This window comes from Microbacterium sp. cf332, from assembly GCF_900102175.1.
GTDB lineage: Bacteria > Actinomycetota > Actinomycetes > Actinomycetales > Microbacteriaceae > Microbacterium.
Map to the genome: position 1 here is coordinate 1 of NZ_FNKN01000002.1, position 24,409 is coordinate 24,409.

At 70.8% G+C, this 24,409-nt stretch carries 28 protein-coding genes; 14 read left to right on the forward strand and 14 right to left on the reverse strand.

What is annotated here, in order from left to right; all coding sequences use genetic code 11:
- Positions 1-518, reverse strand: a 518-nt coding sequence (locus BLT21_RS06980; protein WP_091500745.1) for an L-ribulose-5-phosphate 4-epimerase, incomplete at its 3' end; no start/stop codon positions are given.
- Between the two features lie 121 nt (positions 519-639).
- Between BLT21_RS06980 and BLT21_RS06985 the strand changes: the two genes are divergently transcribed.
- From BLT21_RS06985 to BLT21_RS06995, 4 genes are read left to right on the forward strand one after another with little or no spacing between them, the layout of a single operon-like run.
- A complete protein-coding gene (locus BLT21_RS06985) occupies positions 640-1,752 on the forward strand; it encodes a VanZ family protein (protein WP_256335975.1) in 1,113 nt (370 codons plus the stop codon).
- Positions 1,753-1,762: 10 nt separating this feature from the next.
- A complete protein-coding gene (locus BLT21_RS15615; RefSeq protein ID WP_176786835.1) occupies positions 1,763-1,939 on the forward strand; it encodes a hypothetical protein in 177 nt (58 codons plus the stop codon).
- A gap of 45 nt (positions 1,940-1,984) precedes the next feature.
- A complete protein-coding gene (locus BLT21_RS06990; RefSeq protein ID WP_091500747.1) occupies positions 1,985-2,545 on the forward strand; it encodes a VOC family protein in 561 nt (186 codons plus the stop codon).
- On the forward strand, positions 2,542-3,336 hold the full coding sequence (locus BLT21_RS06995; RefSeq protein WP_091500748.1) for a MerR family transcriptional regulator: 795 nt from the start codon (positions 2,542-2,544) through the stop codon (positions 3,334-3,336). The genes BLT21_RS06990 and BLT21_RS06995 overlap by 4 nt, the downstream gene beginning before the upstream one ends.
- Before the next feature lie 35 nt (positions 3,337-3,371).
- Here BLT21_RS06995 and BLT21_RS07000 read toward each other — a convergent pair whose 3' ends face one another.
- Positions 3,372-4,364, reverse strand: a complete 993-nt coding sequence (locus BLT21_RS07000; protein ID WP_091500749.1) for an alpha/beta fold hydrolase — start codon at positions 4,362-4,364, stop codon at positions 3,372-3,374.
- Positions 4,365-4,405: 41 nt separating this feature from the next.
- On the opposite strand from BLT21_RS07000, the gene BLT21_RS07005 reads away from it, so the two are divergent.
- From BLT21_RS07005 to BLT21_RS07035, 7 genes are all read left to right on the forward strand, one after another.
- The gene (locus BLT21_RS07005; protein WP_091500750.1) at positions 4,406-5,497 is read left to right on the forward strand and encodes a Gfo/Idh/MocA family protein; all 1,092 of its coding nucleotides are present in this window, start codon (positions 4,406-4,408) and stop codon (positions 5,495-5,497) included.
- Positions 5,498-5,524: 27 nt separating this feature from the next.
- Positions 5,525-6,466: a metal ABC transporter substrate-binding protein gene (locus tag BLT21_RS07010; RefSeq protein ID WP_091500751.1), complete on the forward strand. Its 942-nt coding sequence runs from the start codon at positions 5,525-5,527 to the stop codon at positions 6,464-6,466.
- Positions 6,463-7,215 carry a metal ABC transporter ATP-binding protein gene (locus BLT21_RS07015; RefSeq protein WP_305367300.1) on the forward strand — a complete coding sequence of 251 codons (753 nt, stop codon included), beginning with the start codon at positions 6,463-6,465 and terminating at the stop codon, positions 7,213-7,215. The genes BLT21_RS07010 and BLT21_RS07015 overlap by 4 nt, the downstream gene beginning before the upstream one ends.
- Positions 7,212-8,087 (forward strand): metal ABC transporter permease, encoded by an 876-nt coding sequence (locus tag BLT21_RS07020; protein WP_091500752.1) that lies wholly within the window; start codon positions 7,212-7,214, stop codon positions 8,085-8,087. Before BLT21_RS07015 ends, BLT21_RS07020 begins: the two co-directional genes overlap by 4 nt.
- 9 nt (positions 8,088-8,096) lie before the next feature.
- Positions 8,097-8,345, forward strand: coding sequence for a hypothetical protein (locus BLT21_RS07025; RefSeq protein ID WP_091500753.1), 249 nt, complete (start codon positions 8,097-8,099; stop codon positions 8,343-8,345).
- Between the two features lie 67 nt (positions 8,346-8,412).
- Positions 8,413-9,483 carry a spore photoproduct lyase family protein gene (locus BLT21_RS07030; RefSeq protein WP_091502125.1) on the forward strand — a complete coding sequence of 357 codons (1,071 nt, stop codon included), beginning with the start codon at positions 8,413-8,415 and terminating at the stop codon, positions 9,481-9,483.
- Between the two features lie 58 nt (positions 9,484-9,541).
- The gene (locus BLT21_RS07035; protein ID WP_091500754.1) at positions 9,542-9,934 is read left to right on the forward strand and encodes a PLD nuclease N-terminal domain-containing protein; all 393 of its coding nucleotides are present in this window, start codon (positions 9,542-9,544) and stop codon (positions 9,932-9,934) included.
- Here the strand turns inward: BLT21_RS07035 and BLT21_RS15620 are convergent.
- Both BLT21_RS15620 and BLT21_RS07045 read right to left on the reverse strand, forming a co-directional pair.
- Positions 9,913-10,374 carry a VanZ family protein gene (locus tag BLT21_RS15620; RefSeq protein ID WP_176786836.1) on the reverse strand — a complete coding sequence of 154 codons (462 nt, stop codon included), beginning with the start codon at positions 10,372-10,374 and terminating at the stop codon, positions 9,913-9,915. The genes BLT21_RS07035 and BLT21_RS15620 overlap by 22 nt on opposite strands.
- Positions 10,371-11,075 carry a universal stress protein gene (locus BLT21_RS07045; RefSeq protein ID WP_091500756.1) on the reverse strand — a complete coding sequence of 235 codons (705 nt, stop codon included), beginning with the start codon at positions 11,073-11,075 and terminating at the stop codon, positions 10,371-10,373. The genes BLT21_RS15620 and BLT21_RS07045 overlap by 4 nt, the downstream gene beginning before the upstream one ends.
- A gap of 107 nt (positions 11,076-11,182) precedes the next feature.
- On the opposite strand from BLT21_RS07045, the gene BLT21_RS07050 reads away from it, so the two are divergent.
- Together BLT21_RS07050 and BLT21_RS07055 are read left to right on the forward strand one after the other, a co-directional pair.
- Complete coding sequence (locus BLT21_RS07050) at positions 11,183-12,286, forward strand: glycoside hydrolase family 6 protein (RefSeq protein ID WP_256335976.1); 1,104 nt, start codon at positions 11,183-11,185, stop codon at positions 12,284-12,286.
- Positions 12,287-12,366: 80 nt separating this feature from the next.
- Positions 12,367-13,428 (forward strand): response regulator transcription factor, encoded by a 1,062-nt coding sequence (locus BLT21_RS07055; protein ID WP_091500757.1) that lies wholly within the window; start codon positions 12,367-12,369, stop codon positions 13,426-13,428.
- 41 nt (positions 13,429-13,469) lie between these two features.
- On the opposite strand, the gene BLT21_RS07060 is transcribed toward BLT21_RS07055, so the two are convergent.
- From BLT21_RS07060 to BLT21_RS07085, 6 genes are all read right to left on the reverse strand, one after another.
- Complete coding sequence (locus tag BLT21_RS07060) at positions 13,470-14,972, reverse strand: glycosyltransferase (protein ID WP_091500758.1); 1,503 nt, start codon at positions 14,970-14,972, stop codon at positions 13,470-13,472.
- A 124-nt stretch (positions 14,973-15,096) separates the two neighbouring features.
- A complete protein-coding gene (locus BLT21_RS07065) occupies positions 15,097-15,849 on the reverse strand; it encodes a fructose 1,6-bisphosphatase (RefSeq protein ID WP_091500759.1) in 753 nt (250 codons plus the stop codon).
- Positions 15,850-15,977: 128 nt separating this feature from the next.
- Entirely contained in the window at positions 15,978-16,616 is a 639-nt protein-coding gene (locus BLT21_RS07070) for a hypothetical protein (RefSeq protein WP_091500760.1), read from the reverse strand.
- 72 nt (positions 16,617-16,688) lie between these two features.
- Positions 16,689-17,357, reverse strand: coding sequence for an endonuclease/exonuclease/phosphatase family protein (locus tag BLT21_RS07075; protein ID WP_091500761.1), 669 nt, complete (start codon positions 17,355-17,357; stop codon positions 16,689-16,691).
- Between the two features lie 32 nt (positions 17,358-17,389).
- Positions 17,390-18,223: a tRNA pseudouridine(38-40) synthase TruA gene (truA, locus tag BLT21_RS07080; protein WP_091500762.1), complete on the reverse strand. Its 834-nt coding sequence runs from the start codon at positions 18,221-18,223 to the stop codon at positions 17,390-17,392.
- 4 nt (positions 18,224-18,227) lie between these two features.
- Complete coding sequence (locus tag BLT21_RS07085) at positions 18,228-19,112, reverse strand: PfkB family carbohydrate kinase (protein ID WP_091500763.1); 885 nt, start codon at positions 19,110-19,112, stop codon at positions 18,228-18,230.
- A gap of 124 nt (positions 19,113-19,236) precedes the next feature.
- Here BLT21_RS07085 and BLT21_RS07090 point away from each other — a divergent pair, with 124 nt between their 5' ends.
- Positions 19,237-21,129: an acyltransferase family protein gene (locus BLT21_RS07090; protein WP_091500764.1), complete on the forward strand. Its 1,893-nt coding sequence runs from the start codon at positions 19,237-19,239 to the stop codon at positions 21,127-21,129.
- A 21-nt stretch (positions 21,130-21,150) separates the two neighbouring features.
- On the opposite strand, the gene BLT21_RS07095 is transcribed toward BLT21_RS07090, so the two are convergent.
- The 4 genes from BLT21_RS07095 to rpsK form a co-directional block, all read right to left on the reverse strand.
- Entirely contained in the window at positions 21,151-22,188 is a 1,038-nt protein-coding gene (locus BLT21_RS07095) for a GNAT family N-acetyltransferase (RefSeq protein WP_256335977.1), read from the reverse strand.
- 91 nt (positions 22,189-22,279) lie between these two features.
- Positions 22,280-22,852: a 50S ribosomal protein L17 gene (gene rplQ, locus BLT21_RS07100; protein ID WP_091500766.1), complete on the reverse strand. Its 573-nt coding sequence runs from the start codon at positions 22,850-22,852 to the stop codon at positions 22,280-22,282.
- 29 nt (positions 22,853-22,881) lie between these two features.
- Positions 22,882-23,871: a DNA-directed RNA polymerase subunit alpha gene (locus tag BLT21_RS07105; RefSeq protein WP_023954080.1), complete on the reverse strand. Its 990-nt coding sequence runs from the start codon at positions 23,869-23,871 to the stop codon at positions 22,882-22,884.
- Between the two features lie 122 nt (positions 23,872-23,993).
- Complete coding sequence (gene rpsK, locus BLT21_RS07110; protein WP_023954078.1) at positions 23,994-24,392, reverse strand: 30S ribosomal protein S11; 399 nt, start codon at positions 24,390-24,392, stop codon at positions 23,994-23,996.
- Positions 24,393-24,409 lie beyond the last annotated feature (17 nt).

Consider the following 24,409-nt stretch of genomic DNA (forward strand, 5'->3'; position numbering starts at 1 on the left):
CCATGATTCTGCATCAACACCGCACGAGAACGATGCCCCCGAAGCGTGTCCACGATCCCCCGACCGATCGAATCATCACCGATGATCGCGAACGGCCCCACCGGAACCGGACCCCCGAACTCATCCGCCATCGCCGTGACCACACACGGGATCTCCTCACCCCGCGCCGCCCACGCCACCGCATACGGCGAATGCGTGTGCACCACACCACCCACCTCGGGCATGTTCCGATACACATACGCATGAGCCGCGGTATCACTCGACGGCGACCGATCACTACCCGGCGTCCCCGGCACCACAGTGCCATCCAGATCGCACACGATCATGTTCTCCGGAGCCAACTCCTCATACGACACCCCCGACGGCTTGATCACGAACAGATCAGCGCGGGGATCCCCACCCAGACGAACCCGCCCCGACACGTTGCCCCCGGTCCACACCACCAGCCCGTACCGCACCAGCTCACCGTGCAACGACGCCACCTCGGCCCGAACCCGCGCCACTTCTTCGTGCTCCATCGGATGCTCCCTCGCCTCGGATACCCGGACCGCCGACCGATCGGGACGGACGCCATGTTACCGGTAACAGGCTCCAGGCTCCGCGGGAAGTCTCGGCGAGCGCTCTGTCAGGATGGGTCGAGTGGGTGACAGCGTTCGACTCGGCGTGATCGCGATCGGCCTCGGCGTGATCGTGGGCATCGTCCTGTTCGTGCCCTTCGTCGCGGTCCAGTACCGCCGCGCCGGGCACCTCACCGCCGGCCAGTTCGCGCTCTGGGCAGCAGCGCTCGTGTACTTCTGCGCCATCTGGACTTACACCCTGTTGCCCCTGCCCGAGCCCGCGGGCATGCGCTGCGCGGGGGTGAATCTCAACCCTCTGCAGCTGATCGACGACCTCCGAGGCGCCGCCCGCCGCGCAGACGGCAGCCCGCGCGCGTTCCTGGCGGACGTCGCCGTGCTGCAGCTGGCCCTGAACGTCCTGCTCCTCCTGCCACTGGGGTTCTTCCTGCGCGTGCTCGGAAGGCGCGGCATCCTCGTCGCCTTCGCCGCGGGCCTCGGCATCTCGCTCGTCATCGAGTTCACGCAGCTCACGGGCGTCTGGGGCATCTACCCCTGCGCCTACCGCGTCTTCGACGTCGACGACCTCCTCACCAACACCGCCGGCGCCGTGCTCGGCTCGATCCTGGCATTCGCCGTCCCCCGACGCGCTCCGCGTGACGAGCCCGACGCCCCACGGCCCGTCACCCGGGGCCGTCGCATCCTCGCGATGGCGTGCGACCTGCTCGCGTACACGGTCGTCGGGATCGTCGTCAGCGTCGTCGTGCAGCTGGCCTTCGCGGTCACGGGCAACCGCGACGTCGCCCTCGCCGGTGACATCGCGGGGCAGGCCGGGTCGATCGCAGCACTCGCCGTCGTGGTCGGATGCGTCGTCGTATCGGGCCGCTCGATCGGCGACGTCGCAGTGCGCCTGCGCTACCGCGGCGTCGCCCCCGCCCCCGCCGCCGTGTCGCGCCTCGCCCGGCTCATCGGCGGGATCGGCGGATACGCGCTGCTCGACCAGCTCCCCGACGGCTGGGGCCTGCTCACCGCCGCATTCGCCCTGGCCGCCCTCGTCGTCGCACTCGCGACGCCGGACGGTCGCGGTCTCCCCGGGATGCTCGGCCGGCTCGAGCTGCGCGACAGCCGCGAGGATCGTCCTGCGGGACGATCGGATATCAGCCGTTCGGGGGACGCGCGAGGCAGCGACCGTCCGTAGCGTCGAAGCCATGGACGTCGAAGCTCTCGCCCACACCGCCACCGGCGCCCTCGTCGGCATCGCCCTCGGGTTCGTGATCGGGCTCGTGACCCTGAACCCCATGCTCGGCGTCGTCGTCGGGGGCGTCGCGATGGTCGTCCTCGCGATCGCGGCCGCCATGCTCCTCCCCCGCGGCGCCTACCGCTGACATCCCGCTTGACCCTCACGCAGCGTGAGGCCCGAGAGTCGTCGTATGACCGACTACTACGACGCCTTCGAGATCAGCCCCGTTCCCGCGCCCGGACCGGATGCGGTCGCCCCGCAGCCCTACCGCGGCATCTACGGCATGCCCGCCTTCGTCACCGTGCCCACCGCCGACCTCGCCGCGTCGACGGAGTTCTGGACGGCCGGCCTCGGCTTCTTCGAGCTCTTCACGATTCCGGGCACGCTCGTCCACCTGCGCCGGTGGGCTTTCCAGGACGTCCTGCTCGTCGCCGCCGAGCGGGAGGCGGAGCGCGCCAGGGCTGACGCGCCCGCGATGACCTACACCTTCGCCTGCGTGCTCCCTGAGCTCGACGCGATCGCCGAGGCATGCCGGGCACGCGGCACGGGGAGCGTGTCGCCGGCTCGCGACACGGCGTGGAACACGCGCGACGTCGAGGTCGTCACCCCCGAGAACGCGCGTATCGTCGTGACGGCGGCGAAGCCCTACGAGCCCGACAGCGCAGCCGCCCGTTCGCTGGCCGACATCGGAATCGCACCGGCGCCGGACGGGCACCGCGTCGACTCCAGCACCCGGAAGGCACCGCGATGACCGATCACGACGGGCTCGGTGTCGGTCGGACCGCCGCCGAGCTGAACGTCACGGTCCGGACCCTGCACCACTGGGACGAGATCGGCCTGGCGCGTCCCTCGCAGCGCAGCACTGCCGGATATCGGATGTACACCGCGAGCGACATCGAGCGATTGCAACGGATCATCGTCTACCGCGAGGTCGGCCTGGGGCTCGACCAGATCCGCGCCGTGCTCGACGAGCCCGGCGCGGACACGACCGCCGCGTTGCGCGCGCAGCGCGACGAGGTGGCGCGGTCGCTCCGACAGCTGGAGGGGCTGCGCACGGGCCTCGACCGCATGATCGAGGCCCACGAGCGCGGCATCCTCCTGACCGCCGAGGAGCAGCTGTCGATCTTCGGGCCCGACTGGGATCCGGACTGGCCCGCGCTGGCGCAGCGGCGCTACGGCGACAGTGAGCAGTGGCACCAGTACGCCGAGCGTGCGGCGACGCGGACCCCCGACGAGTGGCGCGCGATCACCGCGGCGATGTCGACGCTCGAGCACGATCTCGCCGCCGCCGCGGCGGCCGGCGTCGAAGCAGGCAGTCCCGAGGCCGACGTCCTGGCCGAACGGCATCGCGCCGCGCTCGGCGCCTTCTTCACCGTGAGCCCGTCGATGCAGGTCTGCCTGGGCCGCATGTACGAGGCCGACGCGGGCTTCACCGCGCACTACGAGGGCATCCGGCCCGGCCTCACGACGTGGCTGCGGCGCTGCATCGACGAGAGTGCCCGCGGTCGCGGCATCGACCCCGACACCGCCGCCTGGGAGTGACGTCCGCGGCGCCCCGCGACACCCGTGACGTCCCGTCAGGCGCGTCCGCCGGTGAACGCGCGCCACATCACGGCGGCGTGCGACTCCTTCGCGTGCGCGACCCCGACCTCGTCGCCCTGCTTCGCGCTGAACCACTCCTGAGCGCGGTAGCGCATCGCCCGCAGGATCAGCGGGATGCCGCCGTAGGCGGGCTGCGGGACGCGCGACTCCTCCCGCGACATCTGGCCGCGCCGGGCGAGGTCGCCCGCGGTGAACGCCCTCATGAGCTTCGCGACGCCGATCGCGTTGCCGTTGATGACGGAGTGGGCCGCGCCGTGCACCTCCCACCGCCAGGCATCGCGCGCGACGGCGACGAGAGCCGAATGGAAGTATCGCGGCGACGAGAAGTCGCGGGCGCCGCGGATGAGCAGCACCTGGGCCGATACCTCGGCGAGCCGATCGGTCAGCGGATACCGCATCATGTGCGGGAGCACCCGGATGAAGTACGCGAACCCGCAGAGCAGGTAGGCACTGACGGCGAGCAGCACCAGCCGGAACGGCTCGAAGAACGACGACTGCGCGAAGCGGATGGCCTGCAGCACGGTCGACCGCTCACGATCGTTGACCACCGGGCCGATGAGCACCGCTCGACGGATGCCGGGCCGCCGCACGAGCACCTCGGTCACGATCTGCGTTCCGAACGAATGCCCCAGCAGCACCGGGTCGTCGAGTCCGAACCGGTCGAGCACGGCCTCGACCTGGTCGGCGAAGAACGCGACCGACGGCTCGTCGCGGGGTGCGCGCTGTCCGGCGAAGCCCGGCAGATCGAGCGCGTACACGCGCGCGTCCTGCGCCAGCGTGGGAGCGAGCAGGTCGAAGTAGGTGGCCGCGACGCCGATGCCCGCGATCAGCACGAACACGCGCCCGGACTCGGCCGACCGCTCGGTCTGCACCCGCGTCACGCGGGTGCGCACACCGTCGAACTCGACCGTGTCGACGTCGATGTCCGCCGGCTCGAGCTCGTCCGAAACCCCGTCTCCGTCCACCATTCCCCTACCGTCTCACACCCGACGGCGGGCAGACTGAGCCGATGAGCATCACCTTCGCGATCGTCGGCAGCGGTTGGCGCAGCGAGTTCTTCCTGCGCATCGCCGCCGCACTGCCCGAGCGTTTCCGGGTGTCCGGCCTCGTCACCCGGAGCTCCGACACCGCCGCGGCCGTCGAGCGGCGATGGGGCGTCCGCGGCCACCGCGACCTCGACGACCTGCTCGCAGCCGGCACCCCCGACTTCGTCGTGGTCTCGGTGCCGCGCGACGTCGCCCCGTCGGTCATCGTCGAACTGGTCGAGCGGGGCATCCCCGTCCTCACCGAGACCCCACCCGCGGGCGGGCTCGACGACCTCCATCGGCTGTGGGATCGGGTGGGTGGCGCCGGGACGCCGACGGTACAGGTCGCCGAGCAGTACCACCTCTCACCCCTGCTCTCGGCGCAGCTCGCCGTCGCCCGCTCCGGACGCCTGGGCCGACCCACGCAGGCGCTCGTCGCGCAGTGCCACGATTACCACGGGATCAGCGTCATGCGCCGCGCGCTGGGCGTGGGCTCCGAGGAGGCGGAGATCACCGCATCCGTCTTCCGGTCGCCGCTCGTGGCCGGTCCGGGGCGCGACGGCGATCCCGTCGAGGAGCGCATCGTCACGGCGACGCAGACCACCGCCCGGTTCGAGTTCGGCGACCGGTTGGGCGTGTACGACTTCGCCGGCGAGCAGTACTTCTCGTGGATCCGCGGCAACCGGCTGCTCGTCCGGGGCGAGCGGGGCGAGATCGAGAACGGCGAGGTGCGCTATCTGCGCAGCTACGACGAGCCGGTCTTCGACACGCTCCGTCGCGTCATGACGGGCGAGGGCGGCAACCTGGAGGGCATGTTCCTGCGCGGCATCCTGCTGGGCGACGAGTGGGTGTTCCGCAACCCGTTCTCGCCCGCCCGCCTGAACGACGACGAGATCGCGATCGCGCGGATGCTGGACGGCATGCCCGCGGCGATCGCGGGCGGACCCGCGGTCTACTCGCTCGCCGAGGCGAGCCAGGACCACTACCTCGCGCTGCTCATGCAGCGGGCGGCCGACACCGGCGAGCGGCAGCGCTCGACGGTGCAGCCCTGGGCCGACGCACTCGGATTGCCCTGACGGCACCGTGCAGGGTAATTTTTCGGTATGCCGAAAAATCTGCGCCGCCGTCTCGCGCCCGCGCTCGTCGCCGTGGCGGTCGCGGTCTCGGCGCTGAGCGGCTGCGCCGAGACCGGCTCGGGCTCGGCGAACGGAGCCGGCGACGGCCGACCGGTGGTGCTGACGACCTTCACCGTCCTCGCCGACATCGCGCAGAACGTCGCCGGCGACCGCCTCGACGTGCGCTCGATCACGAAGGTCGGTGCCGAGATCCACGGCTACGAGCCGACGCCCCGCGACATCGCGGCCGCGTCCGACGCCGACCTCGTCCTCGACAACGGCCTCGGTCTGGAATCGTGGTTCCAGCGCTTCGTCGACACCGCCGACGCCCCGCACGCCGTCGTCTCCGACGGTGTCGAGACGATCGACATCACCGGCGACGCCTATGCCGGCAAGCCCAACCCGCATGCCTGGATGAGTCCGCTCAACGTCCAGATCTACGTCGACAACATCGTCGCGGCCTTCTCGGAGCTCGACCCGAACGGAGCCGACGAGTACGCGAGGAACGGCGCCGCCTACGCCGCCGAGTTGCAGCGGATCCACGACGAGCTCGTCGCCGATCTCGCCGAGGTTCCGGTCGCGCAGCGCGCCCTGGTGACGTGCGAGGGTGCGTTCTCGTATCTGGCGCGCGACGCCGGGCTGACGGAGGCCTACATCTGGCCGGTGAACGCCGAGCAGCAGGCGACGCCTCAGCAGATCCGGCAGACCATCGAGTTCGTCGACGAGAACGCGGTGCCCGCGGTGTTCTGCGAGTCGACGGTGTCCGACCGTCCGATGCAGCAGGTGGTCGAGGCGACCGGCGCGGTCTTCGGCGGAACGCTCTACGTCGACTCGCTGTCGGAGGCCGACGGTCCCGTGCCGACCTACCTCGACCTGCTGCACCACGACACCCGCACCATCACGGCGGCGCTGACGGGTCGCGCGTCGTGAGCGCCGGCCGCGCCGCCGAGGCCACCGGCATCGAGATCACGGGCCTGTCGGTGCGCTACCGCGACATCGTCGCGCTCGACGACGTCGCCCTCTCGGTCGCACCCGGTCGGGTTACCGCGCTCATCGGGATGAACGGGTCGGGCAAGTCGACGCTGTTCAAGTCGATCACGGGCATCGTGCGTCCCGCGAGCGGCACCGTCGCGGTCGGGGGCCAGACGCCGGCCGCCGCGCGCCGCCGCGGCCTCATCGGCTATGTGCCGCAGAGCGAGGACGTCGACTGGAGCTTCCCGGTGTCGGTACGCGACGTCGTCATGATGGGCCGCTACGGCCGGCTCGGTCCCACCCGCCGCCCGCGCGCCGAGGATCACCTCGCCGTCGACGCCGCCCTCGAGCGGGTCGAGCTCGTCGACCTCGCGGACCGGCAGATCGGACGCCTGTCGGGCGGTCAGCGCAAGCGGGCGTTCGTCGCGCGCGGCATCGCCCAGGACGCCGGAGTGCTGCTCCTCGACGAGCCGTTCGCGGGGGTCGACAAGAGGTCGGAGGCGACGATCGTGCGGCTGCTGCGGGAGCTGGCCGCCGACGGGCGCACCGTCCTGGTGTCCACCCACGACCTCCACGCCCTGCCCTCGCTTGCCGACGAGGCCGTGCTCCTGCTGCGCCGCGTCGTGTTCCAGGGACCTGTCGGCGAGGCGTTGCGACCCGACAACCTCGCTCGCGCGTTCGGCCTCGATCCGGGGGCGGCCTCGTGAACCCGATCGACATCCTGCTCGAGCCGCTGCAGTACGAGTTCATGCTGCGCGCGCTGTCCGCAACGGCGATCGCCGCGATCGTGTGCGCGCTCCTGTCGTGCTGGCTGGTGCTGATCGGCTGGTCGCTCATGGGTGACGCCGTGAGCCACGCCGTGCTGCCCGGGGTGGTGCTCGCGTACGTCCTCGGCGCCCCCTTCGCCATCGGGGCGCTCATCTTCGGCTTCCTCGCGGTCGCCCTGATCGGCATCATCCGGGGGACGAGCCGGGTCAAGGAGGACGCCGCCATCGGCATCGTTTTCACGACGCTGTTCGCGCTCGGCCTCGTGCTCATCTCGGTCACACCGAGCCAGACCGACCTCAACCACATCCTGTTCGGCAACGTCCTCGGCGTCTCGACCGCCGACCTCGTCCAGATCGCCGTCCTCGCCGCCGTGGCCTTCGCCGTGCTGTTCGTCAAGCGGCGCGACCTGACGCTGTTCGCGTTCGACCCGATCCACACGTTCGCGATCGGACTCTCGCCACGGCTGCTCTCGGGACTGCTGCTGGGCGTGCTCGCGCTGACCGCCGTCGTGGCCCTTCAGGTCGTCGGCGTCGTGCTCGTGGTCGCGATGCTGATCATCCCGGGCGCCACCGCGCACCTGCTCACCGATCGCTTCGGCCGCATGCTCGTGATCGCGCCGACGCTCTCGGCGGTGTCGTCGATCGTCGGCATCTACCTCAGCTACTGGGTGGACGCTTCCTCGGGCGGACTCGTCGTGCTGGTGCAGGGCGTCGTGTTCGCCATCGTGTACCTCTTCAGCCCCTCGCACGGCGTCATCGGGCGCTGCATCGCATCGCGCAAGCCCGTGGCCCGATCCGATTCGGCTGGCTAGCGTGCGGATATGAAGATCAGCGAGATCCACTGGAACGACGAAGCCCGCCAGAAGGTGCTCGACGATGCCGACCGCGTCCTGCAGGATGCCGTCGCCGCCGTCGCCGCCACCGACGACGCCGCGGACGCCGACAAGGCCTACGCCGCGCTCGTCAGCCACATGAAGGACAAGTTCATCGATTGGGAGCCCGGCCCCGACGTGCGCAGGTACGCCGACGCCCTCGCCGCCGGCGAGGTCGAGCTCGAATCGACGGACTGATCACCGCCGCATCCTCCCCCTGGTCGCCGGCGACGCGGATGTCGGTGCCCAGGGGGACGATCGGATGATGGCCCGCGACCGCGCCCCGCTGCTGCAGATCAGCCGCATCTACGCCGAGGAGGCGGCGCTCGCTCTGCCCCGGGGCCAGGAGATCGCGGCACGGTGGCCCGACGCGGAAATCGTGCCGATCGATTCGCACTGGCTCGTCCCCGAGATCCACGGCGACGAGACGAACGTCCGGCGCTGGGTGCGGATCAAGACCGAGGCCCTCGTGCTCGGGGTGAAGAAGTCGGTCGCCACACGCCTGAACGGCCGATCGGCCGATTTCATCGCGCCCTCGACCGCGAACGGCTGCGCGATGGCGTGCTCCTACTGCTACGTCCCGCGGCGCAAGGGGTACAGCAACCCCGTCACGGTGTTCGCGAACATCGACGAGATCTCACGCCACCTCGCCCGCCACATCTCGAGGCAGGGACCGAAGAGCGAGCCGAATCAATGCGACCCCGAGGCGTGGGTCTACGACATCGGCGAGAACAGCGACTGCTCGGTCGACGCGATGATCAGCGAGAACGTCCGCGACCTCAGCGAGCTGTTCCGGATGTCGCCGACCGCGAAAGCGTCCTTCGCCACCAAGTACGTCAACCGCGACCTCCTCGACTGGGATCCGCTGGGACGCACGCGCATCCGCTTCTCACTCATGCCGCACGAGACCGCGAAGGTCACCGACATCCGCACCTCGCCGATCTCCGAGCGGATCGCCGCCGTCAACGACTTCGTCGAGGCCGGCTACGAGGTGCACCTGAACTTCTCGCCGGTGATCCTGACGCCGACGTGGGTCGCCGACTGGACCGCGCTGCTGCGCGAGCTCGACGATGTGCTCTCCGAGCGGGCGAAGGCACAGCTGGCATGCGAGATCATCCTCCTCACGCACAACGAGGGCCTGCACGAGGTCAATCTCGGCTGGCACCCGCGCGGCGAGGACCTGCTGTGGACCCCGCGGATGCAGGAGACCAAGCGTTCGCAGAACGGCGCGATCAACGTCCGCTACCGATCGCCGCTCAAGGGCGAGGCGGTCGCGGCGCTGTGCGCGCTCATCGAACGCGAGCTGCCGTCGTGCCGCATCCGCTACGCGTTCTGACGCGCCGGCCCTCCCTCTCCCCTTGCATCGCGCACGGGGTCTGCGCCACCCTGGCGGGATGTATGTGCTGCTGCCGCTCCTCGTCCTCGTGCTGATGGTCGCGGCCCTCGTCGACGCGATCACCCGTCGCGACGACCAGGTGAAGCACCTGCCGAAGTTCGCCTGGGTTCTCTTCATCGTCTTCCTGCCGTTCATCGGCTCGGTCCTGTGGTTCACGCTCGGGCGCGAGTGGGACGCCTCCCCGAAGGAGTCGATGAGCTTCGGCGACCCGCGCCGCTGGTCGCGGGACGACGCGGGGCCCGCCTCGCCGGCCGGACGGCCGGCACCCCGCGACTACCGCACGACGGCGCAGCAGCTCGCCGACCTCGAACGCGAGATCGAGATCGCCGAGCTCGAGGCCGAGCTGCGACGCCGACGCGCCGTCGACCCTCAGTCGCCGGACGCCGGCTGACGCACCGACACGATCTGCCAGTCGCGTCGCCGCGGGGCGACACGACGCCAGGGGCGGGCGATGAGCCACCCGACGGTCGCGCCGGCGGTGTTCGCCACGACGTCCAGCACGCTCGACGTCCGCTCGACGAGCAGCGCGCCCTGAGCGAGCTCGATGACGACCGAGATCGCGAGGGCGGCCGGGATCACGACGGCATGCCAGCGGCGCCATCCGATTGCGGCGCACCACCCGAACGGCACGAAGAGGACGATGTTCGCGGCGAACTCGATGCGCCCGTACGTGAGCCACGGCACCGCGGCGGTGATGGAGCGCAGCAGCGGACCCGCATCGCGGTCGACGGGCGTCGGCCAGAAGGCGATGAACGCCAGGACGACGATGTACGCGGCCAGCAGCAGCCGAGCGATCGCGGCTGACGAGATGGTGCGCCGCGTCGCGGTCACCGCACGATGACCGTCGGCGACCCGACGTGCGCCGCCACGTGCTCGCTGACCGAACCGAGCAGCAGCCGCGACAGTCCGGTGCGCCCGTGCGATCCGACGACGGTGAGCACGGCGCTGCGCGACCCCTCCTCGATGAGGGCGGAGGCGTCGCCGACGTCGATGCGCGTGCGCACCTCGAGCTGCGGATGCCGCGAGCGCACGGGTTCCAGCATGCGCTCGAGCATCCCCGCTGTGGCCTCGGTCAGGTCGACCGGCATGGGCCCCGTCCACAGGTCGAGACCCGGCTCGGTGCCGACCGAGACGGGCTCCCAGGCGGCGAGGGCGATCAGGGGTTCACCCGCACGTTCGGCCTCGATCGCGGCGAAGGCGAGGGCGCGCGCGGAGACGTCCGACGGGTCCACGCCGACGAGCACGCCCGAGCGTGGCGCGTCGTCGGCGCCGGTCTCGCCTCGGGGGTCGGGCACGACGGCGACGGGGCTGTGCGCATGTGCGATGAGGGCGTGATACGAATGACCGTGCTCGGCCGGGAGCACGAGGATCTCGGCGTCCGTGGTCGCCGCAGCGGCCGTATCGGCGTCGTCGCGCGTCGGCGCGATGAGCAGCTCGCGCAGCGGCAGGCCGAGCGCCTCCGCCCGGCGCACCGCCCAGACACGGGCACCCGCGCCCGCGGCGTCGGTCACTCCCAGAATCACGTCGCTCATCAGTACCGCTCCTTCTTCCCCGGTTCGAAGCCCCCGATCGTCCCAGGCTAGCCGCCCGGCGACGCGATCCTCGGCCCGGCGGGCGCGCCCACCGATAGAGTCGAGGCGTGGCACAGCGACCGGGCTCCGATGCGTCGCGTCGCTATGTCGTCAGCGGGCACTACGAGCCGCCGGCCGAGCCGGACCGGCCGCCGCAGGCCGCTCCCCGTCGCCGTCGACGCCGCCTGCCGCGCTGGGCCGTCATCGTCCTGGTCGTCGCCGCCATCGCCCTGGTGATCACCGGCATCGCTTTGGCGGTGTCGTTCGCGTGGAACGGCGTCCAGACGCTCACCGCCCGCCCTCCCGGCGTCGGCACGGCGTTCGTCGCCCCGGAGGAGTCGAAAGCGGCGCGAGCAGCCGCTGCCGGCGGCTCGGCCGACGAAGTGGCGGCCGCCGAGTACCTGGCGGCCCAGCCGACCGCGTACTGGCTGACGCCCGAGCAGGACCCCATCGGCGAGGTCGGGCCGCGGGTGCTGAACATCGCCCACGAGGCGCGCGAGAGCGACACCGCGATGGCCGTCGTCGTGTACGGCCTGCCCGGCCGTGACTGCGGCAACCACTCGGCGGGCGGCCTCGACGAAGCCGACTACGAGACCTGGACGACCCAGATCGGCACGGCGCTGCGCTCGGTACGCGACGTCAAGAAGATCGTCGTCGTCGAGCCCGACAGCCTCGCGCTGGCACCCGAGTGCGGCAACGTCGACGAGCGCGTCGAGCAGCTCCGCGGAGCGCTCGGCCGCCTCACCGGGGCGGACACCTGGATCTACGTCGACGGCGGCCACTCGAACTGGCTCGGCGTCGAGACGATGGCCGGCCTCATCGAGCGGGTCGCCGGGTCGGGCGTGCGGGGCTTCGTCACCAACGTCTCGAACTTCAACGACACGTACGACGAGTTCGCCTACGCGCACGCGCTGTCCGAACGCCTCGGTGGTCTCCACGCGCTCGTCGACACGTCGCGCAACGGCTCCGGCGCTCCGGGAGACGGCGACTGGTGCAACCCGCCGGGGCGGACCGTCGGGGACCCGAGCGGCACGTACGGCGACGACGTCGTCGACACCAACCTGTGGATCAAGCCGCCCGGCGAGAGCGACGGGCCGTGCAACGGCGGTCCGGACGCCGGAGTCTGGTGGCCCGCGGGCGCAGTCGACCTCGCGCGCGAAGCCGTCCGGTGAATGTCCGCCGTTCGGACGACACTGCCGTACCCCCCGCGTATGGCAAAATTACGCGAACCTGAGGGAGAAGAGTGACGAGCATGGCGTCCGAGCAGCAGAAGACCGCGGTCATCGTCGAGGATGATCCCGACATCCGCCATCTCCTCGTCGAAGTGCTCGAGGCCGCAGGCTTCTCCACCGTCTCGGTCGGCAACGGGATCGACGGCATCCAGGCGGTCCTGTCGTATCGACCGCTGCTGACGACGCTCGACGTCAACATGCCCGGCATCGACGGATTCGAGGCGGCACGCCGCATCCGCGCCCAGAGCGACACGTACATCATCATGCTCACCGGACTGTCGGAAGAGGCCGACGTCGTGCTCGGACTCGGCGCGGGAGCCGACGAGTACATCGTCAAGCCGTTCCGCCCTCGGGAGTTCCGCGCGCGCGTCGACGCCCTGCTGCGCCGGCCCCGCGCAGCCGCGCCGCAGCAGGCCCCGCAGCAGGATTCGGTCGGCCCGTCGTTCCCGGGCGCCCGCGCCGCCGCGGCGCCCGCAGCGGCACCGGCCGACGACGCGCCGCTCTCGTACGAGGAGTACATGGCACGCTTCCCGGGTGCCGCCCCGGCCCCGGCGGCCGCCCCGGCGGCATCGCCGACCCCGGCGCCGGCCCCCGCCCAGCAGCCCGTGTACCTGCCTCAGCAGCAGCCGATCATCGTGCATCACCCGAGCGATGCGCCTGCCGCATCGACCGGCGCCGCGTCGATGGGCGCGGAACTCGTCGTGCATCAGCCCGCGGGCGAGCTCGTCTCGACGGCGGGAGAGCACTGGCTCACGCACCGCGACCTGCAGGTCGACACCGACACCCGCCTCGCCTACGTCGCGGGTGCCGAGCTCGACCTGACCCGCACCGAGTTCGATCTGCTGTCGACCCTCATGGCGTCCAAGCGGCGCGTGCGGTCGAAGGCCGATCTCACCCTGGTCCTGCGCGGCGAGTCGTATGTCACGAGCTACTTCGTCGGCGAGGCCGACAAGCGGGCGATCGAGGCCCACATGACCAACCTGCGACGCAAGCTCAGCGACAACCCGACGAACCCGCGTTACATCGAGACGGTGCGCGGCGTCGGGTACCGCATGACGTCCGAGATGGCCGCCCCGGCCTGACGGCGGGACGGCCATCTCGGCACGTCGTCACTCCGAGCGGGTCAGACCTTGTAGCCGTTCTGCCGGCGCACGAGCTTGGTGAACATGAGGAGCGTCTGCAGCACAGTCACGACGCCCACGATGGGCCAGCCGATCCAGAGGATCGACGACTGGGCGACGGGGCCGATCAGGTTCCAGACGACCGCCATGGCGAGCAGCACGGCGACGAGGATGAGCATCGGCATCCAGTGACCGATGCTGCCGCCGCCGCTCTCGGCCTTGGCCTGCATCGCCCAGTTGTCGACCTTCTTCTTCGACAGGAAGCGCGACCACGACCGCATGAAGTGGCCGAGTCGCACCCACATGAACGCCTCGGCCGGGAACACCAGCAGGGCGAAGAGGATGTCGCGCTGGTTGCGGTCCTTGATGCTCAGCGCCATGCGCAGGTTCAGCGCGATCGCCACCGCCGGGGGGATGAGCCACAGCGGCGAGAAGACGAAGGCGCTGATCGACAGTGAGCCCGCGAGCAGGATGAGGAACGCCACGCGGACGAACAGGTTCGTCAGCATGCCGAAGTTCTCGAACCAGCGCAGACGCAGGTTCGGGTGGAACGGCTGCCCCTTCGTGTCGCCGCGCTGGCCCGGCCACATCAGCTCGATCGCGCCATAGGTCCACTTGACCTGCTGTGCGTCGTAGCCCTTCAGCGTCGTCATGCCGCCGACGTTGGCACGGGCGTAGGGGCTGATCTTCGTCAGGTAGCCGGCGCTCTTGATCTGCAGCGAGAGCAGCGAGTCCTCGACCTCCGAGTCCTTGACCCAGGGGGTCGACTGGTGGTTCGCCTTCATGGCGTCGCGCAGGGCGTTGGTCGAGAAGATCGAGAACTGTCCGCCGAGCACTGCCATGTTGCGACCGCGCAGGAGGTTCTGCATGTTGAAGGCCGCGAACTGTGTGCGCTGACCCGCGATGAGGAACTTCGCGATCGTGCCCTTGATGGGCCGGTCGTCGATGGAGTAGATCGCCGAGATGCCGCCGATGCGCGAGTCTCCGACCGCCTCGGACTCGAGGTACTCGACCGCCCGGGAGTCCGCGATGGTGTCGCCGTCGACGCCGAGGAGGTAGTCGTAGCCCTCGACGAGCGAGTACCCGTAGTTGAGGGCACCGACCTTCTTGTCGGGGTTCTTGCCGATGTCGTGGACGAACACCTCGGTGAACTGGGTGCCGAGCTCGGTCGTGACCTCGTGCGGCCCGGCGTAGCCGGCCGCGATCTTCACGGTGTTGTCCGAGGTGTTGTTCGCGATGACGTGGATGACGTCGGGAACGCGGCTCTGACCGAGCAGCCCCTCGATCACGTCGGCGATCGACTCCTCCTCGTTGTACGCCGGGATGACGCAGCCGATGGTGGAGCGGTGGACGGTCGTGTGCTCGAGGACCGACTCGAAGTCGTCGGGATAGGCCGCGTCGAAGTGGTCGGTGAGCTGCACCGGGACCGGCTGGGCCGCGGCCTGCGGAGCCGGGCGATGCGGCTGCGCGAACGCCGGGTTCGTCGTGTACGGCGTCTGGGTCATGCGATCACGTCCTGTGCGAAGTGGTGGGCAGCTGATGTCTGCCGGGATCCATTCTCGGGGGCGGCGTGTTCAGAGTGGGCGAAGCCAAGCGCAATTTCTGCGCAAGGAACGGGGCCGAGTGGGGTCAGGGCGTCGCCGTCGCCGTCGGCTCGGGCGCCGGCGCGGCTGCGGCCGCCTGCTCGTCGGAGAAGATCGCGATGGGCAGGTACTGGTAGACCGTCTGCTGCGTGAAGCTGGCCTCGTCGTTGGCGTTGCCCTCGACCCAGACGGTCATCGCGAACTCGAGCGTCATGCCGTAGGTGTCCGCGGGCAGGCCGTGGATCATCGTCTCGGGCACGTAGAGACCGCCCTGGAAGCTGTTGAGCAGCAGGCCGCGGTCGGAGCGGATGGTGTCGCTCGGCACGAGCGTGCGCGGGTCGGCGCTGAACTGGAAGGGGCTCTGCACCTGACCCGAGGTCTGCGCCGTCTGCGACGTGATCGAGATCGACGAGATGAACACGCGTCGCTTCTGCGACAGCACCGACTTCTCGTCGACCCGGTTGTCGTGCACGTTGACGGCGAGCCCGAAGGTCTTCTCGGCGTCGGGCGTCCACTCCTGCGTGCGCTTGGGGTTCTGGGCCCAGACGTCGAGGCGCAGCTCGAGGTCCTGGGCGACGTCGGACGAGAGCGAGACCGACCCGTCGTAGGTGAACTGCGAGTTGAAGGCCATCGCGGGCGAAGCCGAGGCTGCCGGAGCCGGCACGGCCGACACGGGCTCGCCCTGGGCGCTGTTGATCATGTCGGTGATCTGCGTGCAGCCCGAGAGCGCGACGAGGGAGACGACGAGGGCGCCCGCCGAGACGGCGGTGCGGAGGGCGAGGGAGCGGCGCGGAGACATGGGAGACCGGGTTTCTCGAGGCAGGGGCCGGCGTGGGATGTCGCGGCCTCGCCATACAACCACCCCCGGGGCCGCGGTCCCGGCGGTTTCGCGATCTCTTCAGCCCGCCTTGCGGCGACCTTGAGGTTTCAGTCCTCGTCGACCTCGCGCGCTGCGATGGCGACCGTGATGCTGTCGGTCGCGGTCTGCTTCGCGAACTCGCTGGAGGTCGGCGTCGTCTGCACGAGGAAGTCGTAGGTGAACCGGATCGTGACGAACGTCGCCTCCTCCGGGACCTCGCCGACGTAGAAGGTCTGCGAGTAGCTGTAGGGCGACAGCACCAGGTAACCGGGATTCGTCGCGGACTGGTCGGAGGTGGGGGCCAGCGGGCTGAGGTCGCCCTCCGCGTTGCCGGGCACGGCGATCATCGTCGCCTTCTGGAGATAGACCTTCTGCCCGTCGTCGGGGCTCACCGTCGTGACGAGTGAGAGGCTGACGGGCTTGAGCGCCGTCGCCGACCAGCGGTCCATCGAGAGGTCCGACCAATAGTTGAGCGCACCGGACACCGAACCGGCGGTCACCTGCCGCTCGGTCGACCCGCTCGAGAGGTCGTTGGGCACGGGAGGCGGCACCGCGGTGCGCGAGATGCTCGGCGAGGGCGCGGGCTCGCCGGCGTCGCTGCTGCCGACTCCGCCACCGGACGGGACGTTCCAGGGCGCGGGACCGCAGCCCACGAGAGCCACGGCCAGCGCCGTCGTCGCGGCAGCCGTCACCCAGCGTCGCATCATCGTCTCCTCCGCTTCCCCTCCCCCCGAGTGTAGGGGGCGAGCGGCGCCGGACGCGGCCAGCGCTCGCGGCTCTCAGCCGGGCTGGGCCGTGACGAGGATGGGCAGGTGGTCGCTCAGGCCCTGCGGCAGCGTCTGCACCCGCGAGATGTCGAAGCCGACGCTCGTGGCGAAGTCGTAGTGGCCGCGGAAGAACTTGTAGCGCGTGTAGGTCCGCGCATCGCTGAGCGTCAGCTCGTAGCCCTGCTTGCGCACGACCTGACCGAGGTTCTCCTTGAAGACCGGATAGTTGTAATCGCCGACCATGAGGATCGGCAGGCCCGAGCCGAGCTCGGCGAGGGCGCCGAGCGCCGCCTGGATCTGGTTGCGGCGCAGCGAATTGAGCGCCGTGAGCGGCGCGGCGTGGAAGCTCGCCACGATGAACTCGTGGCCGTCGTCGATGTCGCGCAGCCGCACTCCGAGCATGCGCTCCTCGGCCGGCTTGAGCACGCGGTCGTGCAGCGACTTCTTCAGCGCGAGCGAACGGACCTCGATCGCCCGGTAGGTGTTCTCGCGGTAGTACACCGCGAGCCCGAGCCGGTTGCGCGCCGTCGCCTCGGCCAGCCGCAGGCCGCTGATCTCATCGGGGATGCCGGTGGTGTCGGCCTCCTGCAGGCACAGCACGTCCGCGCCGTGCTGCTCGACGAGGGCGGCGAGTTCGGATGCCGCGCGGTGCTTGCGCAGGTTGTACGAGATGACCTTCATGGTGCCGCCAGGCTACGCCCGCCAGCTTTCGGTCAGATGTCTGTTGCGCGGCGCGCGCGGGTCTGCTCCGCACGCGCCGCGAGCAGGTCGTCGGCGGGATAGCCGACTTCGGTGAGGGTGAGCCCGCGCGCGGCGAGGACGACGAAGGCGCTCGTGCGCTCGCGGGCGTCCCGCAGCACGGCGACGTCCGAGACGGCCAGCCGACCCTCGCCGACGGCGACGCAGGCTCCCACGAGAGCACGCACCATGCTGTGGCAGAACGCGTCGGCCTTGACGTTCGCGACGAGCACTCCGCGCTCGTCGCGGCGCCAGTCGAACTCGAGGAGCGTCCGGATCGTCGTGGCCTCGGGCCGCGGCTTGCAGTACGCCGCGAAGTCGTGCAGGCCGACGAGGCTGCGGGCCGCGGCATCCATCGCGTCGACGTCGAGCGCCGCCGGCACGAACGTCGTCCGGAACCGCTCGAGGGGGTCGTAGCCCACCGCGCGGTCTGCCACTCGGTACGCGTAGCGGCGCCAGACGGCCGAGAACCGCGCGTCGAATCCCTCGGGCGCTTCAGAGGTCGCCCGCACCGAGACGTCGGCGTACCGCCCGAGGACGCCGTTCAGGCGCGCCGCGAGCGCGTCCGCGCGAGGGTCGCGCCCCCGCCGCAACCTCGCCTCCTGCGCATCCGTCAGGTCGAGGTGGGCCACCTGACCCGACGCGTGCACGCCTGCGTCGGTGCGACCCGCGACGACGAGCTGCGCCTCGCCGCCGAGGATCCGCCCGACGGCCGCCTCGATCGACCCCTGCACCGTGCGCAGGGAAGGCTGACGAGCCCAGCCCGAGAACGCGGTCCCGTCGTAGGCGATGTCCAGTCGCAGTCGCACCCGTTCAGTCTTCCAGCTCGGCCCGGGTGGGCGGATCGGCGCCGGGCCGCGACACGGTGACGGCGGCAGCGCGCGCGGCGATGCGCATCGCGTCGGCGAGGGCGTCGCCGACGGCCGGCACGCCGCGCTCGACGAGGGTCGCGATGAGGCTCGCCATGAACGAGTCGCCGGCTCCGATCGTGTCGGCGACCGTGACCGGCACGCCCGCGACCTCGACGACCTCGCCGTCGGCCGCCCGCCCGACGGCACCGTCGCCGCCGAGCGTGATGACGACCGCGGACGCGCCGAGGCCGGCGATCGTCTCCAGCACGGTCGCCATGTCGGCGTCGGGCCAGAGCCACGCGGCGTCCTCGTCGCTCAGCTTGACGAGGTCGGCGGCGGCGGCCGCGCGCGCCAAGCGGGCGTGCGCCGTCTCGCGCGTACCGACGAGCGCCGGGCGGATGTTGGGGTCGACCGTCACGATCGCGTGGCCGCGGGCCGATTCGAGCGCGGCGAGGCATGTCTCGCCGCCCGGGTCGAGGAAGAGGGCGATCGACCCGCTGTGGACGAGCGCTGCCCCGTCGCGGGGCGCCGGGGGCACGAGGCCCGCGACCGCGAACGCGTACTCCGCGGACCCGTCCGGTCGGATGCGGGCACGCGCGGTGTCGGTCGGCGTCGTGGTCCACGACCCGTCGGCGACCACCGCCCCGGCGTCGCGGACGTGCGCCGCGATGCGTTCCCCCCGGTCATCGCGGCCGAGGCGCGTGGCGAGACGCACGGGCACACCGAGCCGGGCGACGCCCACCGCGACGTTCGCGGGGCTGCCCCCGACGTGCTCGGTGACCGCGTCCTCGGTCTCGACGATGTCGATCAGGGCCTCGCCCAGCACCAGGACCTCGGGAGAGCCCATGTTCCACCCGTTCTCGAACTCGTTTCGCGCTACACACCCCGGTCTACCACATCCCCTCCGCCGCTCCCGTCTACACTGGGATGCCGCCGCCGCCCGTCCCCCCGACGCCCTCGGACACCGCCGTATGACCTCTCCTCCCCTGCCGCGCGCCCGCATCGCGGGAGTCGACGGCCTGCGCGCCATCGCCGTCGCGCTCGTCGTCGTCTACCACCTGTTCCCCGGCTCCGTGCTGCAGAGCGGCTACGTCGGGGTCGACGTCTTCTTCGTCATCTCCGGCTTCCTCATCACGACCCTTCTGCTGCGCGAACGCGCGCGGACGGGACGCATCCGACTGCGCCGGTTCTGGTCGCGTCGCGCGCGACGCCTGCTGCCCGCTCTCGCGGTCGTGGTGACCGTCAGCGCGTCACTGGCCTGGCTCGTGGGCGGCGACGTGCTGGTGAACATGGGACTTCAGGTCCTGGGGGCCGCGACGTTCTCGTACAACTGGGTCTCGATGGCCGACGGCGGCGGCTACTTCTCGGCCGCCGATCCCGAGATCTTCCGGAACCTCTGGTCGCTCGCGGTCGAGGAGCAGTTCTACGTCGTGTGGCCGCTGCTGCTGCCCCTCTTCCTCCTCCTGCCCGGACGCCGTTCGCGTGCCGCCGTGGCGCTCGCCCTCGCTGCGGCATCGGCTGCCGGGGCGTTCCTCGCCGTCGGCAGCGGCGCCGATCTCACCCGTGTCTACTTCGGCACCGACACCCACGCATTCGGACTGCTGATCGGCGTGGCCGTCGCGTTCGGGCTGCACGGCCTCGTCGTACGGCGCGCCTCGGTGGCCGGGGTCGGGCCCGTGTGGGGGCTCATCACGGGCTCGCTCGCGACCGTCGGCATCGTCCTGGCGGCCTCGCTCGGCGGCGGTGGATCGATCGCCTTCCCCGCCACCAGTGTGCTCGCATCAGCGCTGACCGCCGTCGTCCTGATGGTGGCCGCCTGGCCCGGCTCGTGGTTCGGCCGCGCGCTCGACGTCGCGCCGCTGCGCTGGATCGGCGAGCGGTCCTATGCCATCTACCTGTGGCACTGGCCGTTGCTCGTCCTGCTGTCGTTCCATCTCACCGCAGCCGGGCCGGAGGCCGGGGTCGCCGTCGGCGCCGGCCTCGGCGTCGCGGGCGCGAGCGTCGCCCTCGCGGCTGTCTCGTACCGGTTCATCGAACAGCCCGTCCGGATCCACGGGTTCCGCGGTGCGTTCTCGCGCGCCCGCGCCGGTCTGCGCTCTCACCCGCCCCGGCGACTGGCGACTCTCGCGGCCGCTGTCGCCGCAGCGCTCGCCCTCGGCGGCACGACGGCGGCGGTGGCGGCGGCGCCCCGCGAGACGACGAGCCAGAACGCGGTCGAGGCCGGTCGCGACGCACTCGAGCAGGCGCGCCGGCTGCCGACGCCCGCCCCGTCGCCCGGCGCGCAGACGGTGGACGGCACCCGCGTCACCGCGGTCGGCGACTCGGTCATGCTCGCGTCGGCACCCGGCCTGCTCGCGGCGATGCCGGGTATCGAGGTCGACGCCGAGGTCTCTCGCTCGGTGTGGGCCGGTGCGCGCATCGTCGACGAGCTCGCGGCGTCAGGCGACCTGCGCGACTACGTCGTCGTCGGGCTCGGCACGAACGGTCCGGTCTCGACCGATGCGCTGCAGAGCATCGTCGACGCGGCCGGCCCCGAGCGCTACGTCATCCTGGTCAACGCCTTCGCGCCCCGCGATTGGATCGACGGCGTCAACCGCGATCTCACCTCGTTCGCGGCGGAGCACCCGCGCGTCGCGGTCGCCGACTGGGCCGCCACCATCGCGGGACGCACCGATCTGCTCGCGGGCGACCGGATCCATCCGGGTGCGGCCGGCGGCGAGCTCTACGCCGAGACCGTCGAACGGGCGGTAGAAGGCGCGGCGACCCAGCTCGCCACGGCCCAGTGGGCGGCGCAACGGACCCGTGACGGGCTGCTGGAGCTGTTCTCCCGTGTCACGGAGGATCCGGACGCCGAGCGGCGTTGAGCCCGGCCGCGACGGCCCGCTTCAGTAGCGGCGGACGAGCACGCGGTCACGCTCGAACGCGGTGAAGCCGAGCCCGCCGTACAGGGCGTTGGCCCCCGTGGGACTCTCGGTGTCGACGTCGAGCACGGCCGTGCCGAGCCCGGCGTCGCGCATTGCGGCGAGCGACCGTGAGATCACGGCCGGAGCGAGCCCGCGCCGCCGGTGGGAGCGCACGACCCCGACCAGGTCGATGTACGCGTTCGGGCCGAGCACCGCGAAGTCACCCTCGTTCACCGACGCGAGGCAGAAGGCGACGATCCGACCGTCGTCGAGTGCCAGCGTGCAGAGATCAGGGCGCAGGAACGCGCCCCCGACGAACTGCTGCCAGCGCTCGGGCTGACTGGGCAGACTCCCCCAGTGGTCGCGGAAGGCGTCGTTGCGAGCGAGCCGGGCGTCTTCCGCCCGGTCGGGCGAGTACGGCACGAGCTCGATACCCTCGGGCGCCGACACGTCGGCGATGGGCTGCGACAGGTCTCGGTGCATCGTCGAGAACCAGCGCTCGGTGCGGTACCCGTGCGCCTCGGCGATGCGCTCGAGCGCCGCGTCCTTCTCCGACGCGTAGACCTGGATCTCCGCGGGCAGCGCGGCCACCGCATCCGAGGTGGCCGCCTCGACCAGCTGCTGCTCGGCGCGCGCGTGCTGCCAGCCGAACAGCGATGCGCCGATGCCGCGGCCGCGCCGGTCCGGACGCACGGCACCGGTGAGGTACACGTGCAGGTGCTCGTCGCGCGCCGGATGCAGCGTCACCGAACCGACCGCGACCGCCGCGCCCGTGGCGTCGAACGCGATGAGGGTGTCGCGTGCGTGGTCGACGTGCGAGAGCTCGAACGTCTCGGCCACGTCCTCGCGCGGCGTCGTCCAGGTGGGGTGGTCGACCTGGTCGGCCGCCACGAACACGCCATGGATCGCATCGATGTCGTCGGCCGTCGCGGTGCGCCAACGGTCGACCTCGGGGTGGGACGGGATGACCGGATCGGATGTGGCGCCGACGCGCTCGGACAGGGGCTGCTGTTCGCTCACCCCTCCACCATCGCATATCGCCGCACGGAAACGACGTCGGGCCCGCACCCTCGGAAGAGGTGTGCGGGCCCGACGTACGAGCGGAGAGCTCTTACTTCTTGTCGTCCTCGGCGGGCGCCTCAGCGGCGTCCTCGGCCGCAGCCTCGGCGGCCGCGCCCTCCTCCGGCGACTCGGCGCCGGCATCGGCAGCCGCGTCGTCAGCCGGAGCCTCGGTGGTCTCCTCGACGGGTGCCTCCTCGGCCGGGGTCTCCTCGGCGACCGGAGCGGCCGCTGCCGACTTCTTGGCCGACTTGGGCTTCGGGCTCACCGGCTCGAGCACGAGCTCGATGACGGCCATGGGGGCGTTGTCGCCCTTGCGGTTGCCGACCTTCGTGATGCGGGTGTAGCCACCCTCGCGCTCGGCGACCAGCGGAGCGATCTCGGCGAAGAGCTCGTGCACGACGCTCTTGTCACCGATGATCGACGCGACGCGACGGCGGGCGTGCAGGTCGCCGCGCTTGGCGAACGTGACCAGACGCTCGGCGAACGGACGCAGGCGCTTGGCCTTGGTCTCGGTCGTCGTGATCGACTTGTGCGTGAACAGGGCCGCGGCGAGGTTCGCGAGAAGCAGGCGCTCGTGTGCGGGGCCGCCTCCGAGGCGGGGACCCTTCGTGGGCTTAGGCATGTTTCATTACTCCAGGAAGAAAGAGGGGCTCAGAGGTTCTCGTCGTCGTATCCGCCGTAGAAGTGCGCACCGTCGAACCCGGGGACCGAGTCCTTCAGCGACAGGCCGAGGGAGACGAGCTTGTCGCGCACCTCGTCGACCGACTTCTGACCGAAGTTGCGGATGTTCATGAGCTGCGTCTCCGAGAGGGCGACGAGCTCGGACACCGTGTTGATGCCCTCGCGCTTGAGGCAGTTGTACGAGCGGACCGACAGATCGAGGTCCTCGATCGGCATCGAGAGCTCGTTGGTGAGGACCTCGGCGACCGGCGCGGGGCCGATCTCGATGCCCTCGGCCTCGACGTTCAGCTCGCGGGCCAGACCGAAGAGCTCGACGAGCGTGCGGCCGGCCGACGCGACGGCGTCGCGCGGCGAGATGGACGCCTTCGACTCGACGTCGAGGACGAGCTTGTCGAAGTCGGTGCGCTCACCGGCACGGGTGGCCTCGACGCGGTAGCTGACCTTGAGCACGGGCGAATAGATCGAGTCGATCGGGATCTGACCGGCCTCGGCGTACTCGTTGCGGTTCTGCGTCGCCGAGACGTAGCCGCGACCGCGCTCGATGACGAGCTCGAGCTCGAACTTCGCGCTGTCGTTGAGCGTCGCGATGACCAGGTCGGGGTTGTGCACCTCGACACCGGCAGGAGCCGAGATGTCGGCGGCCGTGACCTCACCGGCACCCGTCTTGCGCAGGTACGCCGTGATCGGCTCGTCGCGCTCGGACGAGACGACCAGCTGCTTGATGTTGAGGATGATCTCGGTGACATCCTCCTTCACGCCCGGGATGGTGCTGAACTCGTGCAGCACGCCGTCGAAGCGGATGCTGGTGACGGCCGCACCCGGGATGGACGACAGCAGGCTGCGGCGCAGCGCGTTGCCGATGGTGTAGCCGAAGCCGGGCTCGAGCGGCTCGACGACGAACCGGCTGCGGAACTCGCCGATCTTCTCCTCGGTCAGAGTGGGACGCTGTGCGATGAGCACTATGTGTTCCTTTCGATCACGTGCCCGCTATATGACACGTGCAATTCAGTGAGGTGTTGAGTTTTCAAGGAAACGACGGAAGTCCGGATGCCGCGGGGTGCGGCATCCGGATCCGTGTCAGCTCAGACGCGGCGGCGCTTGGGGGGACGGCAGCCGTTGTGGGCCTGGGGGGTGACGTCCTGGATGGACCCCACCTCGAGGCCGGCGGCCGTCAGCGAGCGGATCGCGGTCTCACGGCCCGAACCCGGACCCTTGACGAAGACGTCGACCTTCTTGACGCCGTGCTCCTGCGCCTGACGCGCAGCGGACTCGGCAGCCATGCCGGCGGCGTACGGGGTCGACTTGCGCGAGCCCTTGAAGCCGACGCCACCCGAGGAGGCCCAGCTGATGACGGCGCCCGACGGGTCGGTGATCGAGACGATCGTGTTGTTGAACGTCGACTTGATGTGGGCGTGGCCCAGCGCGATGTTCTTCTTCTCCTTGCGGCGCGGCTTGCGCGCTGCGGACTTGGCCTGTGCCATGTGCGTGTTCTCCTAAA

Excerpts from the sequence above, each read along its gene's own strand:
- BLT21_RS07085 (WP_091500763.1), bottom strand. The coding sequence starts at position 19,112 with ATGGGCTCTCCCGAGGTCCTGGTGCTGGGCGAGGCCCTGATCGACATC.
- BLT21_RS07025 (WP_091500753.1), top strand. The coding sequence starts at position 8,097 with ATGAAGATCAGCGAGATCCACTGGAACGACGAAGCCCGCCAGAAGGTG.
- BLT21_RS07070 (WP_091500760.1), bottom strand. The coding sequence starts at position 16,616 with ATGATGCGACGCTGGGTGACGGCTGCCGCGACGACGGCGCTGGCCGTG.
- BLT21_RS06995 (WP_091500748.1), top strand. The coding sequence starts at position 2,542 with ATGACCGATCACGACGGGCTCGGTGTCGGTCGGACCGCCGCCGAGCTG.
- BLT21_RS07090 (WP_091500764.1), top strand. The coding sequence starts at position 19,237 with ATGACCTCTCCTCCCCTGCCGCGCGCCCGCATCGCGGGAGTCGACGGC.
- BLT21_RS07000 (WP_091500749.1), bottom strand. The coding sequence starts at position 4,364 with ATGGTGGACGGAGACGGGGTTTCGGACGAGCTCGAGCCGGCGGACATC.
- BLT21_RS07075 (WP_091500761.1), bottom strand. The coding sequence starts at position 17,357 with ATGAAGGTCATCTCGTACAACCTGCGCAAGCACCGCGCGGCATCCGAA.
- BLT21_RS07005 (WP_091500750.1), top strand. The coding sequence starts at position 4,406 with ATGAGCATCACCTTCGCGATCGTCGGCAGCGGTTGGCGCAGCGAGTTC.
- BLT21_RS07055 (WP_091500757.1), top strand. The coding sequence starts at position 12,367 with ATGGCGTCCGAGCAGCAGAAGACCGCGGTCATCGTCGAGGATGATCCC.
- BLT21_RS07030 (WP_091502125.1), top strand. The coding sequence starts at position 8,413 with ATGGCCCGCGACCGCGCCCCGCTGCTGCAGATCAGCCGCATCTACGCC.
- BLT21_RS07060 (WP_091500758.1), bottom strand. The coding sequence starts at position 14,972 with ATGACCCAGACGCCGTACACGACGAACCCGGCGTTCGCGCAGCCGCAT.
- rpsK (WP_023954078.1), bottom strand. The coding sequence starts at position 24,392 with ATGGCACAGGCCAAGTCCGCAGCGCGCAAGCCGCGCCGCAAGGAGAAG.
- BLT21_RS07045 (WP_091500756.1), bottom strand. The coding sequence starts at position 11,075 with ATGAGCGACGTGATTCTGGGAGTGACCGACGCCGCGGGCGCGGGTGCC.
- BLT21_RS06990 (WP_091500747.1), top strand. The coding sequence starts at position 1,985 with ATGACCGACTACTACGACGCCTTCGAGATCAGCCCCGTTCCCGCGCCC.
- BLT21_RS07065 (WP_091500759.1), bottom strand. The coding sequence starts at position 15,849 with ATGTCTCCGCGCCGCTCCCTCGCCCTCCGCACCGCCGTCTCGGCGGGC.
- rplQ (WP_091500766.1), bottom strand. The coding sequence starts at position 22,852 with ATGCCTAAGCCCACGAAGGGTCCCCGCCTCGGAGGCGGCCCCGCACAC.
- BLT21_RS07010 (WP_091500751.1), top strand. The coding sequence starts at position 5,525 with ATGCCGAAAAATCTGCGCCGCCGTCTCGCGCCCGCGCTCGTCGCCGTG.
- BLT21_RS07035 (WP_091500754.1), top strand. The coding sequence starts at position 9,542 with ATGTATGTGCTGCTGCCGCTCCTCGTCCTCGTGCTGATGGTCGCGGCC.
- BLT21_RS15615 (WP_176786835.1), top strand. The coding sequence starts at position 1,763 with ATGGACGTCGAAGCTCTCGCCCACACCGCCACCGGCGCCCTCGTCGGC.